The organism is Enterobacter sp. 3U4 (assembly GCF_057224565.1).
Genome location: NZ_CP136665.1, coordinates 4,358,100 through 4,373,372, shown reverse-complemented (window position 1 = coordinate 4,373,372; position 15,273 = coordinate 4,358,100). Strand labels below are relative to the sequence as shown.

At 55.7% G+C, this 15,273-nt stretch carries 13 protein-coding genes, 2 tRNA genes and 1 rRNA gene; 3 read left to right on the top strand and 13 right to left on the bottom strand.

The window, feature by feature from the left end; all coding sequences use genetic code 11:
- Positions 1–106 precede the first annotated feature (106 nt).
- The 7 genes from RVY89_RS20795 to pepQ all read right to left on the bottom strand — a co-directional run bounded on the left by RVY89_RS20795 (position 107) and on the right by pepQ (position 6,257).
- Positions 107–182, bottom strand: a tRNA-Ala gene (locus RVY89_RS20795).
- Positions 183–224: 42 nt separating this feature from the next.
- Positions 225–301: transfer RNA gene (locus RVY89_RS20790), tRNA-Ile, on the bottom strand.
- 69 nt (positions 302–370) lie between these two features.
- Positions 371–1,910, bottom strand: a 16S ribosomal RNA gene (locus RVY89_RS20785).
- A 354-nt stretch (positions 1,911–2,264) separates the two neighbouring features.
- The gene (hemG, locus tag RVY89_RS20780; RefSeq protein WP_484826338.1) at positions 2,265–2,810 is read right to left on the bottom strand and encodes a menaquinone-dependent protoporphyrinogen IX dehydrogenase; all 546 of its coding nucleotides are present in this window, start codon (positions 2,808–2,810) and stop codon (positions 2,265–2,267) included.
- Between the two features lie 10 nt (positions 2,811–2,820).
- Positions 2,821–4,272: a Trk system potassium transporter TrkH gene (gene trkH / locus RVY89_RS20775; RefSeq protein WP_023309600.1), complete on the bottom strand. Its 1,452-nt coding sequence runs from the start codon at positions 4,270–4,272 to the stop codon at positions 2,821–2,823.
- A 39-nt stretch (positions 4,273–4,311) separates the two neighbouring features.
- Positions 4,312–4,926: an IMPACT family protein gene (locus RVY89_RS20770; protein WP_484826337.1), complete on the bottom strand. Its 615-nt coding sequence runs from the start codon at positions 4,924–4,926 to the stop codon at positions 4,312–4,314.
- Positions 4,926–6,257 carry a Xaa-Pro dipeptidase gene (gene pepQ, locus RVY89_RS20765; protein WP_484827967.1) on the bottom strand — a complete coding sequence of 444 codons (1,332 nt, stop codon included), beginning with the start codon at positions 6,255–6,257 and terminating at the stop codon, positions 4,926–4,928. Before pepQ ends, RVY89_RS20770 begins: the two co-directional genes overlap by 1 nt.
- Before the next feature lie 189 nt (positions 6,258–6,446).
- On the opposite strand from pepQ, the gene fadB reads away from it, so the two are divergent.
- Together fadB and fadA are read left to right on the top strand one after the other, a co-directional pair.
- Positions 6,447–8,636 carry a fatty acid oxidation complex subunit alpha FadB gene (fadB, locus tag RVY89_RS20760; RefSeq protein ID WP_484826336.1) on the top strand — a complete coding sequence of 730 codons (2,190 nt, stop codon included), beginning with the start codon at positions 6,447–6,449 and terminating at the stop codon, positions 8,634–8,636.
- Between the two features lie 9 nt (positions 8,637–8,645).
- Positions 8,646–9,809 (top strand): acetyl-CoA C-acyltransferase FadA, encoded by a 1,164-nt coding sequence (gene fadA, locus RVY89_RS20755; protein WP_008501515.1) that lies wholly within the window; start codon positions 8,646–8,648, stop codon positions 9,807–9,809.
- Between the two features lie 161 nt (positions 9,810–9,970).
- Here the strand turns inward: fadA and fre are convergent, their stop codons facing one another.
- Both fre and ubiD read right to left on the bottom strand, forming a co-directional pair.
- The gene (fre, locus tag RVY89_RS20750) at positions 9,971–10,672 is read right to left on the bottom strand and encodes an NAD(P)H-flavin reductase (RefSeq protein ID WP_008501516.1); all 702 of its coding nucleotides are present in this window, start codon (positions 10,670–10,672) and stop codon (positions 9,971–9,973) included.
- Between the two features lie 42 nt (positions 10,673–10,714).
- Entirely contained in the window at positions 10,715–12,205 is a 1,491-nt protein-coding gene (gene ubiD, locus RVY89_RS20745; RefSeq protein WP_484827966.1) for a 4-hydroxy-3-polyprenylbenzoate decarboxylase, read from the bottom strand.
- A 173-nt stretch (positions 12,206–12,378) separates the two neighbouring features.
- Between ubiD and rfaH the strand changes: the two genes are divergently transcribed.
- Entirely contained in the window at positions 12,379–12,870 is a 492-nt protein-coding gene (gene rfaH / locus RVY89_RS20740) for a transcription/translation regulatory transformer protein RfaH (RefSeq protein WP_023333788.1), read from the top strand.
- On the opposite strand, the gene tatD is transcribed toward rfaH, so the two are convergent.
- Genes tatD through tatA form a run of 4 tightly spaced genes read right to left on the bottom strand, consistent with a single transcriptional unit; the run spans position 12,867 to position 15,264 of the window.
- Positions 12,867–13,649: a 3'-5' ssDNA/RNA exonuclease TatD gene (gene tatD, locus RVY89_RS20735; protein ID WP_484826335.1), complete on the bottom strand. Its 783-nt coding sequence runs from the start codon at positions 13,647–13,649 to the stop codon at positions 12,867–12,869. The genes rfaH and tatD overlap by 4 nt on opposite strands.
- A gap of 41 nt (positions 13,650–13,690) precedes the next feature.
- Positions 13,691–14,461, bottom strand: a complete 771-nt coding sequence (gene tatC / locus RVY89_RS20730; protein WP_484826334.1) for a Sec-independent protein translocase subunit TatC — start codon at positions 14,459–14,461, stop codon at positions 13,691–13,693.
- Positions 14,462–14,463: 2 nt separating this feature from the next.
- Complete coding sequence (gene tatB / locus RVY89_RS20725; protein ID WP_484826333.1) at positions 14,464–15,006, bottom strand: Sec-independent protein translocase protein TatB; 543 nt, start codon at positions 15,004–15,006, stop codon at positions 14,464–14,466.
- Between the two features lie 3 nt (positions 15,007–15,009).
- On the bottom strand, positions 15,010–15,264 hold the full coding sequence (tatA, locus tag RVY89_RS20720; RefSeq protein ID WP_024908000.1) for a Sec-independent protein translocase subunit TatA: 255 nt from the start codon (positions 15,262–15,264) through the stop codon (positions 15,010–15,012).
- Between the last annotated feature and the right edge of the window lie 9 nt (positions 15,265–15,273).

Genomic DNA, 15,273 nt, shown 5'->3' with positions numbered 1-15,273 from the left:
ATGTGTCGTTTCAATTTTCAGCTTGATCCAGATTTTTAAAGAGCAAAACTTCGCAGTGCACCTTTTCAGGTTCACTCTGAAGTTTTCTTGTGTTCGCAGTAAAAGATGGTGGAGCTATGCGGGATCGAACCGCAGACCTCCTGCGTGCAAAGCAGGCGCTCTCCCAGCTGAGCTATAGCCCCATCGTTTGTAATCTCTGTACCGCTCATCCTTTAAAAGGAGTTTGGTAGGCCTGAGTGGACTTGAACCACCGACCTCACCCTTATCAGGGGTGCGCTCTAACCACCTGAGCTACAAGCCTGCAGAGATTTTTACTGCTGTTTTTCATCAGACAATCTGTGTGAGCACTACAAAGGCAGGTTCTTTAAGGTAAGGAGGTGATCCAACCGCAGGTTCCCCTACGGTTACCTTGTTACGACTTCACCCCAGTCATGAATCACAAAGTGGTAAGCGCCCTCCCGAAGGTTAAGCTACCTACTTCTTTTGCAACCCACTCCCATGGTGTGACGGGCGGTGTGTACAAGGCCCGGGAACGTATTCACCGTAGCATTCTGATCTACGATTACTAGCGATTCCGACTTCATGGAGTCGAGTTGCAGACTCCAATCCGGACTACGACGCACTTTATGAGGTCCGCTTGCTCTCGCGAGGTCGCTTCTCTTTGTATGCGCCATTGTAGCACGTGTGTAGCCCTACTCGTAAGGGCCATGATGACTTGACGTCATCCCCACCTTCCTCCAGTTTATCACTGGCAGTCTCCTTTGAGTTCCCGGCCGAACCGCTGGCAACAAAGGATAAGGGTTGCGCTCGTTGCGGGACTTAACCCAACATTTCACAACACGAGCTGACGACAGCCATGCAGCACCTGTCTCAGAGTTCCCGAAGGCACCAAAGCATCTCTGCTAAGTTCTCTGGATGTCAAGAGTAGGTAAGGTTCTTCGCGTTGCATCGAATTAAACCACATGCTCCACCGCTTGTGCGGGCCCCCGTCAATTCATTTGAGTTTTAACCTTGCGGCCGTACTCCCCAGGCGGTCGACTTAACGCGTTAGCTCCGGAAGCCACGCCTCAAGGGCACAACCTCCAAGTCGACATCGTTTACGGCGTGGACTACCAGGGTATCTAATCCTGTTTGCTCCCCACGCTTTCGCACCTGAGCGTCAGTCTTTGTCCAGGGGGCCGCCTTCGCCACCGGTATTCCTCCAGATCTCTACGCATTTCACCGCTACACCTGGAATTCTACCCCCCTCTACAAGACTCTAGCCTGCCAGTTTCGAATGCAGTTCCCAGGTTGAGCCCGGGGATTTCACATCCGACTTGACAGACCGCCTGCGTGCGCTTTACGCCCAGTAATTCCGATTAACGCTTGCACCCTCCGTATTACCGCGGCTGCTGGCACGGAGTTAGCCGGTGCTTCTTCTGCGGGTAACGTCAATTGCTGAGGTTATTAACCTCAACACCTTCCTCCCCGCTGAAAGTACTTTACAACCCGAAGGCCTTCTTCATACACGCGGCATGGCTGCATCAGGCTTGCGCCCATTGTGCAATATTCCCCACTGCTGCCTCCCGTAGGAGTCTGGACCGTGTCTCAGTTCCAGTGTGGCTGGTCATCCTCTCAGACCAGCTAGGGATCGTCGCCTAGGTGAGCCGTTACCCCACCTACTAGCTAATCCCATCTGGGCACATCTGATGGCAAGAGGCCCGAAGGTCCCCCTCTTTGGTCTTGCGACGTTATGCGGTATTAGCTACCGTTTCCAGTAGTTATCCCCCTCCATCAGGCAGTTTCCCAGACATTACTCACCCGTCCGCCGCTCGTCACCCAGGAGCAAGCTCCCTGTGCTACCGCTCGACTTGCATGTGTTAGGCCTGCCGCCAGCGTTCAATCTGAGCCATGATCAAACTCTTCAATTTAAGTTTGATGCTCGTGAATTAAACTTCGTAATGAATTACGTATGTTCACTCAGAGACTTGGTATTCATTTTTCGTCCGAGGACGTTAAGAATCCATGTCACTTTGAGTGCCCACACAGATTGTCTGATAAATTGTTAAAGAGCAGTGCCGCTTCGCTTTTCGCAGCGGCGCGGGGTGTGCATATTACGCTTTCCCGCTTCAGAGTCAAGCGTTTATTTACGCTATTCTCTGCTGACCCGGCGGCGTGTGTGCCGTTGTTCCGTGTCAGTGGAGGCGCATTATAGGGAGTTATTCTGAAGTGACAAGCACAAAATACAAAAAACTTTTCGTTCGCTCACTTTTCAAACTTAACGCTTATTTAAGTCGCGAATCGCCCGTTAAATGTGCGATTTCCCGCGCAAAACCGGCTACCTGCGACCAGTCGGTATAAACCACTTCTTTACGCGTGTCGGTTTCACCACCCGTCATCTTCATAATAAGACGGATCATAAAGCGGTCATACCAACGGTAGCGAGGGTAGCGCAGCGCGCCGGCAAAGACGGCGCACAGATCAGGCTGCCACGGCGAGCTGAGTAAAAACTTGCGCGTGTAGCTGTTGGTCTGCGGCGTGCGCTTCTCGGCTTTACGTGCGACAAGATTGACCGAGTAAAACGCACCGGGCAGTTTATTGAGCACCGCCGTGTGCTTTTTCACAAAGCGATCCAGCGCCGGATGGAAATGCCCGTAACGAATAGATGCACCAATCACCACGCGATCGTAATCCTGCCAGGTAATCTGATCCGCACGGTTCAGGTTTACCACATCCGAGTAAATCCCCAGCTCTTTGAGTTCAGATGCCAGATAGGCGGCAATCTCACGCGTTTGCCCGTCTCGCGTAGAGAAAAGAATCAGAGTTTTCATTAACGGCTCCTTACTCGCGCCAGAATGTAGGGGTGAACAGCACCAGCAGCGTAAAGACCTCAAGACGACCAAACAGCATATTGGCAATGAGTATCCATTTCGCGACCGGGTTCATACTGGCAAAGTTATCCGCCACAACGCCCAGGCCTGGCCCGAGGTTATTCAATGTTGCGACGACGGACGCAAAAGCGGAGAAATCATCCACTCCCGTCGCGATAATCGCCAGCATACTGACGATAAAGACCAGCGCATACGCCGAGAAGAATCCCCATACCGCTTCGAGGATACGTTCCGGCAGCGCGCGGTTCCCCAGCTTGATGCTGTAGACCGCGTTCGGGTGGACCAGACGCTTCAGCTCACGGTTGCCCTGCTTGAACAGCAGCAGAATACGGATCACCTTCAGGCCGCCGCCCGTCGACCCCGCACAGCCGCCGATAAACGCGGAACAGAGCAGAAGCACCGGCAGGAACAGCGGCCAACGGGCGATGCTGTCCGTGGTAAACCCAGCGGTCGTCGCCATCGATACCACCTGGAAGAAGGCCTGGTTTAGCGTGGTCAACGCGGAGTTATAGACATCATGGAACCAGAGCACCAGGGTACAGATGATCACCAGCGTCAGCTGGACGCCGATGAACATGCGGAACTCTGGGTCACGCCAGTACACCTTCAGGCTGCGCCCGCTCAGTAAAGAGAAGTGCAGACCGTAGTTACAGCCAGAGATCAGCAGGAAAATGGCAATGATAGTGTTAATCGTTGGGCTGTCGAAGTAGCCCACGCTGGCATCGTGGGTAGAGAACCCGCCAATCGCAATCGTCGCAAAGCTGTGCCCGATAGCATCGAACGCAGGCATCCCGGCAAACCATAGCGCCAGCGCACAGGCTACCGTCAGCAAGACATAAATCAGCCAGAGGGTTTTTGCCGTCTCGGCAATGCGCGGCCGCATCTTATTGTCTTTCAGCGGGCCGGGCATTTCAGCGCGGTAAAGCTGCATCCCACCAACGCCCAGAATAGGGAGAATAGCCACTGCCAGGACGATGATCCCCATACCGCCGAACCACTGCAGCATCTGGCGATAAAAGAGAATGGCGTGCGGGAGTGAATCCAGCCCCACCAGCGTCGTCGCCCCGGTGGTTGTTAAACCGGAGAACGATTCAAAAAAGGCATCCGTGATGCTCAGGTTAGGCTGTTCAGAGAAGATAAAGGGCAGCGAACCGACGCTTCCCAGCACCGTCCAGAACAGCACCACAATCAGAAAGCCTTCGCGAGATTTCAGTTCACCTTTCTGACGACGGTTTGGCCACCACAGCAGCGAACCGATCGCCAGCGCGACAAAGAAGGTCTGGGTAAATGCCCGCCCCGCGCCGTCCCGGTAGATAAGCGCCACCAGTCCAGGGAGAATCATCGTCCCGGAAAAGAGTATGACCAGCAGTCCAACGATTCGGGTTATGGCACGAAAATGCATCTCTGCCGCTTCCTTTGGTATTCAAAAGTGAGGTGGGGATTATTCTTCAATCGGCAGCAATTGCAACGAACCACGACTAAAATCAGCCAGTTTTGCTGAAAAAGCAGCCAGTTCCGCCTGAGGAAGCGCCACGCGTAATTGCACCATTGCCTGATATTCACTGTGCGCAATCACGCCGTTAAATTGTTTGAGCAGCGTTTCAATGCCCGATAGCTGAGCGTAATCGCACAATAAAGTATATTCGGTAAGCGGCGTTTTGCGGATAGTGACCAGCATATTAAGCGCCTGCTGCACGCCCCCGCCATAGGCTTTAACCAGCCCACCGGTGCCTAACAAAATGCCGCCGTAGTAGCGCACCACCACGGCGGTTATTTCGCCCACGCCGCTGCCCATTAGCTGGGAGAGCATGGGTTTACCGGCCGTGCCCGCCGGTTCACCATCATCGGAAAACCCCAGCTGCTGTGAATCGTCCGGCGGCCCTGCTACCCATGCCACGCAGTGGTGACGGGCGTCAGGATGCTCAGCCCGGACGGACTCGACAAACGCTTTTGCCGCATCTACGCCGTCGGTATGCGCCAGCAGCGTAATAAAGCGGCTTTTCTTGATTTCCTCAACAAAGGTGACCGGTTCAGCCGGTATCAGCCAGCTTTCCATCAGGCCAGCTTCAGGTCTCGCGTCATATTCTCGATACCGTTTTCGTGAATCACCACGTTATCTTCAATACGAATACCGCCAAACGGCTTCAGCGCCTCAATTTTTTCCCAGTTGAAGTGCTTGCTAAACTGGCCTTCACGCCACGGCGCCAGCAGGGATTCGATAAAGTAGAGCCCCGGTTCAATCGTCAGCACCATGCGCGGCTCCAGAATACGGGTGCAGCGCAGGTAAGGATATTTGGACGGTGCCGCGAGGTGTGTACCGGTATCATCCTGCATAAAGCCCGCAACGTCGTGCACCTGCAGGCCCAGCGGGTGGCCGATACCGTGCGGCATGAATGGCCCGGTCAGATCGTTCTCGACCATCGCCTCTTCGCTCATGTCTTTCACAATCTGGTGCTTACGCAGCAGTTTGGCGATGCGCTGATGGAACTGGATGTGGTAATCCACATAGCTGGTGCCCGCCTTCATGGTGGCAATCAGCGCCAGCTGTTCATCGTTCACGTCTTTGATCAGCTGCGCGAAATCGGTGTCCGCATTCGCCGCCCAGGTACGGGTCAGATCGGCCGCGTAGCCGTTGTACTCGGCGCCAGCGTCCAGCAGGAAGCTGCGCATCTCAGACGGTGCATGGTGGTCAAGTTTAGTGTAATGCAGTACGGAAGCATGTTCGTTCAGAGCGACAATGTTGCTGTACGGCACGTCGGTATCACGATGACCGGTGGCGGTCAGGTACGCCTGGTTGATGTCGAACTCGCTCATGCCGGACTGGAAGGCTTCATGCGCCGCACGGTGACCGTTCACCGCCGTTTTTTGCGCTTCACGCATGCAGTAAAGTTCGTAGTCGGTTTTATACGCGCGGTAATAGTGCAGGTAATCCAGCACCCCTTTCGGATTGAGTTTGTCTGCCGCAATTTCCAGACCTAATGCACGCTCCGGAACAGGGCCAATATAGGCGATGTTGCCACGCGCGGCAGGCAGCTGGCCGCCAATGCCGTCCGCTTTTGGCAGCGCAATGACCTCAATCTCTTCCGTCCAGAAAGAGGTCGGCAGCGGCTCAACGTTGTGCCAGTAATCGACCGGCAGGTAGAACCACAGTTTCGGCTTGTTCACGCCATCCACCAGCAGCCAGCAATTTGGAACCTGGGTCACCGGCACCCAGGCTTTAAACTGCGGGTTCACCTTGAACGGATACGCGTGGTCATCCAGAAAGGTGTTCATCAGCTCGCCGGAGTGGATCAGCAGCGCATCCAGCTTAAAGCGGGCCAGTACATCTCGGGTACGTTCCTGTAGGGTAACGATATGATTTTTATAAAGCGAAGCCAGTGAGTCCATCATTATTCCTTTCGTTTTTTGACCTCAAGTCATCGCATCTTAGCACACCTCACTCCAGCTGCGTGATTTCCACCGACCGTGATCAATGCAGCAATTTCTTAATGAGTAATTTGCATTTTATTAACATAAATCCCACACTCCGATTCATCTGGTATGACCAGATCCAATTGCTGGATTCAGGAGACTGACATGCTCTACAAAGGCGACACCCTGTACCTCAACTGGCTGGAAGATGGCATTGCCGAACTGGTGTTCGATGCCCCCGGCTCAGTGAACAAGCTTGATACCGCGACGGTGGCCAGTCTTGGCCAGGCGCTGGATGTTCTTGAAAAACAATCTGAATTAAAAGGGCTGCTGCTGCGTTCAAACAAAGCGGCCTTTATCGTCGGTGCCGATATCACCGAATTTCTTTCGCTGTTCCTGGTGCCGGAAGAACAGCTTAGCCAGTGGCTGCACTTCGCCAACAGCGTCTTTAATCGTCTGGAAGATCTGCCTGTCCCGACCATTTCCGCCGTTAACGGCTACGCGCTGGGCGGTGGCTGCGAGTGCGTGCTGGCGACCGACTACCGTCTGGCGACGCCGGACCTGCGCATCGGCCTGCCGGAAACCAAGCTGGGCATTATGCCGGGCTTTGGCGGCTCCGTCCGTATGCCACGCATGCTCGGTGCCGACAGCGCGCTGGAGATCATTGCCGCAGGTAAAGACGTCGGCGCAGAACAGGCGCAGAAAATTGGCCTTGTCGACGGCGTCGTGAAGCCTGAGAAGCTGGTTGAAGGCGCACTCGCCATTCTGCGTCAGGCGATTAACGGCGATCTCGACTGGAAAGCCAAACGCCAGCCGAAGCTGGAACCATTAAAACTCAGCAAGATTGAAGCCACCATGAGCTTCACCATCGCCAAAGGCATGGTGATGCAGACGGCGGGTAAACACTACCCGGCGCCAATCACGGCGGTGAAAACCATTGAAGCGGCTGCCCGTCTCGGGCGCGATGACGCGCTGAAGCTCGAAAATCAGAGCTTTGTCCCGCTGGCGCACACCAATGAAGCCCGCGCGCTGGTCGGTATCTTCCTCAACGATCAGTTCGTGAAAGGCAAAGCCAAACAGCTGACTAAAAACGTTGAGACGCCAAAACATGCGGCGGTTCTCGGCGCGGGGATTATGGGTGGCGGCATCGCTTACCAGTCGGCCTGGAAAGGCGTGCCGGTAGTGATGAAAGACATCAACGAAAAATCCCTGACGCTGGGCATGACCGAAGCGGCCAAGCTGCTGAACAAACAGCTGGAACGCGGAAAAATTGACGGTCTGAAGCTTGCAGGCGTGATCTCCACCATTCAGCCCGTGCTGGAATACAGCGGTTTTGATCGTGTCGACGTGGTGGTCGAAGCCGTCGTCGAGAACCCGAAAGTTAAAAAAGCGGTGCTGGCGGAAACGGAAGACAAGGTTCGCCCGGATACAGTGCTGGCCTCTAACACCTCCACCATTCCAATCAGCGAACTGGCGAGCGTGCTGAAGCGCCCGGAAAACTTCTGCGGGATGCACTTCTTCAACCCGGTACACCGTATGCCGCTGGTCGAAGTGATCCGTGGGGAAAAAACCTCTGACGAAACCATCGCCAAAGTGGTGGCGTGGGCCAGCAAGATGGGCAAAACGCCGATCGTCGTTAACGATTGTCCAGGCTTTTTCGTCAACCGCGTGCTGTTCCCTTACTTCGCCGGTTTTAGCCAGCTGCTGCGCGACGGCGCGGACTTCCGCAAAATCGACAAAGTGATGGAAAAACAGTTCGGCTGGCCGATGGGTCCGGCGTATCTGCTGGACGTGGTCGGCATTGATACCGCCCACCACGCTCAGGCGGTGATGGCGGCAGGCTTCCCGCAGCGTATGCAGAAAGACTATCGCGACGCGATTGACGCGCTGTTCGACGCTAACCGCTTCGGTCAGAAAAACGGCCTGGGCTTCTGGCGCTATAAAGAAGACAGCAAGGGCAAACCGAAGAAAGAAGAAGATGCCGCGGTGGATGGCCTGCTGGCCGACGTTAGCCAGCCAAAACGCGACTTCACCGACGATGAGATCATCGCCCGCATGATGATCCCGATGATCAACGAAGTGGTGCGTTGCCTCGAAGAAGGCATTATCGCCAGCCCGGCGGAAGCCGATATGGCGCTGGTATACGGCCTGGGCTTCCCTCCGTTCCACGGCGGCGCGTTCCGCTGGCTGGACACGCTCGGCAGCGCCCGCTATCTCGATATGGCTCAGCAGTATCAGCACCTCGGCCCGCTGTATGAGGTGCCGGAAGGGCTGCGTAACAAAGCGCGCCATAACGAACCCTACTATCCCGCAGTTGAGCCAGCCCGTCCGGTTGGCGAGCTGAAAACGGCTTAAGGAGTCACAATGGAAAAGGTTGTCATTGTTGATGCGATTCGCACCCCGATGGGCCGTTCAAAAGGCGGTGCGTTCCGTAACGTGCGTGCGGAAGACCTCTCCGCGCACCTGATGCGTAGCCTGCTGGCGCGCAACCCGGCGCTGGATCCGGCTGCGCTCGACGATATCTACTGGGGCTGCGTGCAGCAGACCCTGGAGCAGGGCTTCAACATCGCCCGCAACGCGTCGCTGCTGGCAGAAATTCCGCACTCGGTTCCGGCCGTCACCGTTAACCGCCTGTGCGGTTCGTCAATGCAGGCGCTGCACGACGCGGCCCGCATGATCATGACCGGTGATGCGCAGGCCTGTCTGGTGGGCGGCGTTGAGCATATGGGTCACGTGCCGATGAGCCACGGGGTAGATTTCCACCCAGGCATGAGCCGTAACGTGGCGAAAGCCGCGGGAATGATGGGTCTGACCGCCGAGATGCTCTCTCGTCTGCACGGCATCAGCCGAGAAATGCAGGATGCCTTTGCCGCGCGCTCTCACGCCCGCGCATGGGCCGCCACGCAGTCTGGTGCCTTTAAGAACGAGATCATCCCTACCGGCGGCCACGATGCAGACGGCGTTCTGAAGCAGTTCAGCTACGACGAAGTTATCCGCCCGGAAACCACTGTAGAAGCGCTGTCTACCCTGCGCCCAGCGTTTGATCCGGTCACCGGTACGGTAACGGCAGGTACTTCGTCGGCGCTGTCCGACGGTGCCGCCGCGATGCTGGTGATGAGCGAAAGCCGTGCCCGCGAGCTGGGCTTAACCCCTCGCGCTCGGGTACGTTCGATGGCGGTCGTGGGCTGCGATCCTTCAATCATGGGCTACGGCCCGGTTCCGGCCTCGAAGCTGGCGCTGAAAAAAGCGGGATTAACCGCCAGTGACATCGACCTGTTCGAAATGAACGAAGCCTTCGCCGCGCAGATCCTGCCGTGCATTAAAGATCTGGGGCTGATGGAGCAGATCGACGAGAAGATTAACCTCAACGGCGGCGCGATTGCCCTCGGTCACCCGCTGGGCTGTTCCGGGGCGCGTATCAGCACGACGCTGATCAACCTGATGGAACGCAAAGATGCCCAGTTTGGTCTGGCAACGATGTGTATCGGGCTGGGTCAGGGTATCGCGACGGTATTTGAGAGAGTGTAAGGCTATAACGTAGGCCCGATAAGCATCGCGCCATCGGGCTTTTGCCGGGAGGCGCTGCGCTTTCCCGGCCTACGATAGGTATCTCACCGCCACTGGCTTCACTGGCGAAGAGAAAGAGTTTAGTTGCCGTTCTTCCCGCCTGTCAGGGGCGGGTTTTTTATTTAAATGAAGGCAAACGCATCGCCAAACAGCCGGTCTTCACGCGCGTCACGTTCGTTACAGAACAGATCGCGGGCGATTTTCGCCATCTCGAAGCGCCCTGCAATGTAGATATCATGCCCCGCCAGCGTACCGTGATCCTGCAGCACCGCCGTCAGCACCGTACCGCTACGCCCGCGCCAGCCCTCTTCAGGCTGCTCAACCACCGGCTCAATGCGCAGGTTAGGATGAGTGACGCTCAGCGCTTCCAGTTCAGACAGGTCGTACAGATGTTTCTCTTCGCGGCCACCCCAGTAGATCGTGATATCACGGTCCGGGTTACGCGCAAGCGCGGTCAGCAGAATGGAGCGCACGTAGGAGAAACCTGTACCACCGGCAATCAGGATCAGCGGACGGTCTTCATCATCGCGCAGCCACGCATCACCGTGCGGAATATCCACTACGATCTCGCGCTCTTTCAGAATGCGGTCCATGACGGCCATAGCATACAGGTTAAGCTCTGACGCACCAATATGAAGCTCAATAAATTCCTGCTCCGCTGGCGTGGAGGCCATAGAGAAAGGACGCTTATCACGCTCATCCATCACAACCATCAGGTACTGACCCGCGCGGAAAGAGAATGGCGCTTCTGGCACTAAACGGACGCGATATACGGTGTCGGTGATGGCATCTACCGAGGTCACTTTACAGCTTAAGGTTGTCATTCGCTCTCTCTGTCGGGAAGTCTATAGGGCTTAACGGTCAGCTCAGGGTTTACCGTTATTCATTATGGCCAGCTCGTCCCAGATCGCGTCAATGCGCGCGGTCACAGCAGGATCTTTTTTGATCGGGCGACCCCATTCACGGTCGGTTTCGCCAGGCCATTTATTTGTGGCATCCAGTCCCATCTTTGAGCCAAGACCGGAAACCGGCGAGGCAAAATCCAGGTAATCAATCGGCGTGTTTTCGACTAACACCGTATCGCGCGCCGGGTCCATTCGCGTGGTAATGGCCCAGATTACGTCATTCCAGTCGCGGGCGTTAACGTCATCATCGCAGACAATAACAAATTTGGTATACATAAACTGGCGCAGGAAAGACCACACGCCCATCATCACGCGTTTAGCATGACCTGGATACTGCTTCTTCATCGTGACCACCGCCATACGATACGAGCATCCTTCAGGCGGCAGATAAAAATCAACAATTTCCGGAAACTGCTTTTGCAGGATCGGCACAAACACTTCGTTCAGCGCCACGCCCAGCACCGCCGGTTCGTCCGGTGGACGTCCGGTATACGTGGAGTGATAAATCGCATCTTCACGCTGCGTAATGTGCGTCACGGTAAACACCGGGAAATTATCCACTTCATTGTAATAGCCGGTGTGGTCGCCGTAAGGGCCTTCTGGCGCCATTTCACCCTGCTCAATGTAACCTTCCAGCACAATTTCTGCGCTGGCCGGGACTTCGAGATCGTTAGAGATACACTTCACAACTTCCGTTTTCGTCCCGCGCAGCAGGCCTGCAAAGGCATACTCCGAGAGCGTATCCGGTACGGGGGTGACGGCTCCCAGAATGGTGGCCGGATCGGCGCCCAGCGCGACAGACACCGGGAAACGTTCACCCGGGTGCGCAGCGCACCACTCCTGGAAATCCAGCGCGCCGCCGCGATGCGACAGCCAGCGCATGATGAGCTTATTCTTGCCAATCAGCTGCTGGCGGTAAATACCGAGATTTTGGCGCTCTTTGTGCGGGCCGCGCGTGACGGTCAGTCCCCAGGTGATCAGCGGCGCGGCATCTTCCGGCCAGCACTGCATGATAGGGATTTTAGTCAAATCAACCGCATCGCCTTCCAGCACCTTCTGCTGGCACGGCGCGCCGCGCAGGCGTTTAGTGGGCATGTTCAGCACCTGCTTAAACTGCGGCAGTTTGTCGAACAGATCGCGGAAGCCTTTCGGCGGTTCCGGCTCTTTCAGGAAGGCCAGCAGCTTACCGACTTCACGCAGGGCCGTGACGTCCTCCTGCCCCATCCCCAGTGCGACGCGACGCGGTGTACCAAACAGGTTGCACAGCACCGGCATTGAGTACCCTTTAGGATTTTCAAACAGTAATGCGGGGCCACCGGCACGCAGGGTGCGGTCAGCAATTTCTGTCATCTCCAGATAAGGATCAACAGGAAATGTAATACGTTTGAGTTCACCCTGCTTTTCCAGCAGCGTCAGGAAGTCGCGGAGATCGTGGTATTTCATGCAGTTAATCATGGCCTCTCTGTAAGCGCTTCATTATACGGCGTAAGCCTGCTTGATGCTGTAATTTTGTTAAATAAGCGTGAACTTATGCGTTCTGTTCCATTTTCCCCCATTATAATCAACTTAGCGATCCCGCCAGGGTTTTGATATGCTTGCGCCCCGAACTAAGGGAAAGAGTGATTATGCAGGCCTGGTATTTACTGTATTGCAAACGCGGGCAACTTCAGCGCGCGCAGGAACATCTTGAACGTCAGTCTGTCAATTGCCTGACGCCCGTGATCACGCTTGAAAAAATGCAGCGCGGGAAGCGCACAACCGTCAGTGAGCCGTTGTTCCCGAACTACCTGTTCGTGGAGTTCGACCCGGAAGTCATCCACACCACCACCATCAGCGCAACGCGCGGCGTCAGCCACTTCGTTCGTTTTGGCGCCCACCCGGCAACGGTTCCGTCGACGGTCATTCATCAGCTGTCCGTTTATCAGCAGCCTGAAGGGATCACCGACCCCGAAACCCCTTATACGGGCGATAGCGTCGTGATTACCGAAGGCGCTTTCGAAGGCCTGCAGGCGATTTTTGCCGAGCCGGACGGGGAAGCGCGCTCGATGCTGTTGCTTAATCTGCTAAACAAGCAGGTGCTGCAGAGCGTTAAAAACACCGACTTCCGCAAGCTTTAAACGTTTATTCCGAACAGATTACGCACGTTGTCATCCGTCTGCGCCGAAAGCCAGTGCGGATCCTCTCCGCGCCACTTCGCAACGCTCTCAACAATGTGTCCCAGATACGCGGGCTCATTTCGCCGCGATGCCGGTTTGGGTTTCATATCGCGCGGCAGTAGATAAGGCGCATCGGTTTCAAGGAGCAATCGGTCTGCCGGGATCGCTGGCAACAGCTCCCGAAGTTCAAGCCCGCGACGCTCATCGCAAACCCAGCCGGTTATACCCAGATAAAGCCCTCGCTTCAGACAGTCCAGCGCTTCGTGACGTGAACCGGTGAAGCAGTGCAGTACCGCGCCGGGCAGTTTCTCCAGCCACGGATCAAGCAGAGTCAGAAAACGCTCATGCGCGTCGCGGCAGTGTATAAATACGGGCATTGCAAGCTCTGCCGCCAGCGCAAGCTGGGCAGTAAACGCCTTTTCCTGCTCTTCAGGCGTGGAAAAGTTACGGTTGAAATCGAGGCCGCATTCGCCAATCGCCACCACTTCTGGTGTCTTTGCCAGCCGGTGTAGGGTTTCACCACTTTCAGGGGTCCACTGGCTGCTGTCATGTGGATGCACGCCAGCGGTAGACCAGCAGCGTTCGTAGCGTTGCGCCAGCTGCTGCGCCTGCTCGCTCTCATGCAGGTTGGTGCCCGTCAGCAATAGCCCTTTCACCCCGGCGGCTAAAGCGCGCGCAACCACCTCATCACGATCTTTCGCAAACTGCGAGCTGGTCAGATTGAGTCCGATATCAAACATGCAAATCCCCATATAACAACCGCCCTGACGGGCGGCTGGTTTTACTCTTCAGTGGTCTTGTCGGACATATCGTCTTCGTCATCCGCTCGACGCCCTTTACCCACGTAGAAACGCGAGAAGAAGACGCCAACCTCAAACAGACAGTACATCGGTATGGCCAGCAGCGTCTGCGAGAACACATCCGGTGGTGTCAGCAACATGCCGACCACGAAGGCGCCCACCAGGATATACGGACGCTTCTTACGCAGGTCATCCGGGGTTGTTACCCCTACCCAGCAAAGCAGCACAATGGCCACCGGCACTTCGAATGCCACGCCAAACGCCATAAACAGCGCCATCACAAAGCTGAGATAGCTGGCGATGTCCGTCGACACCTGGACCCCTTCCGGCGCGGTATGCGTAAGGAAGCCGAAGGCCAGCGGGAAGACAACGAAATAGGCAAACGCCATGCCGATGTAGAACAGCAGCGAGCTCGAGACCAGCAGCGGGATCACCAGCTTTCGTTCGTGCTTATACAGTGCTGGCGCCACAAACGCCCATACCTGGTAAAGAATGACCGGTGCAGAGGCAATCAACGACACCCAGAAGGTCAGCTTGATGGGGGTAAAGAACGGAGAAGCCACATCCGTCGCAATCATCGTTGCACCCAGCGGCATCTGCTTAATTAAGGGTGCAGAGACAACCTGGTAGATATCGTTGGCGAAATAAACCAGGCATAGAAAAATAACGAAAACTGCAATAATGCAGTTTAACAGGCGCTTACGCAGCTCAATGAGGTGCGTAATGAGTGGTTGAGTATCATCTACTGCCATGTTTACGCTTTATCACTCGACGAGGGGGATGATTCGGAAACAGGTGCGACGGGCTTCGCTTCAGCCATTTTTACCGCGTGGTCTTCCGGCTGCGCCTGTTTTTTCACTTCAGATTCCTGCGGCGTCTGCTCTGGCGCGGCAGCCTGATGTTCAGCGCTGGCTGGCGTTACGCCCTCGCGCTGCTCCTCGCTGCCCTTCACCACCGGGTTATGGATGGTGTTCGCTTCGTCGCTCGCTTTTTCAGGATCGTTGACGCTGTAAGAGCGCTTCATGGATTCCGCCGCTTCACGCAGTTCATCCATTGAGGCTTTCAGTTCCGGCGTCAGATTATCCATGCTCGCCTTCTCGACTTTTTTCAGGCTTTCCTGAAATTCCTGCAGCTTAAGCTCCTGCGCCAGTTCATTCTGAACGGTCGATGCCAGCGATCTCAGCGCACGAACCCAGCCCGCAACGGTTTTCACTGCCACCGGCAGACGCTGCGGCCCCAGCACAATCAGGCCAATCACAAAGACCAGCAGGAGCTCACCAAAACCAATGTCGAACACGACTTACACCTGCTCTTTATCGTGGCGTTTAGCGTCTTCCTTTTTGGCTTCTTCTTGCTTATCGGCGATGGATTTAGCAGTAAAATCAGCGTCCTGGCTGGTTTTATCCTGCTTGCTCTCATCATCGCTCATCGCTTTCTTGAAGCCTTTGATAGACGCGCCCAGATCGGAACCAATAGAACCGAGCTTTTTAGTGCCAAACAGCAGCACGACGATGACGGCAATGATCAACAATTGCCAGATACTGATACCACCCATACATGTTCC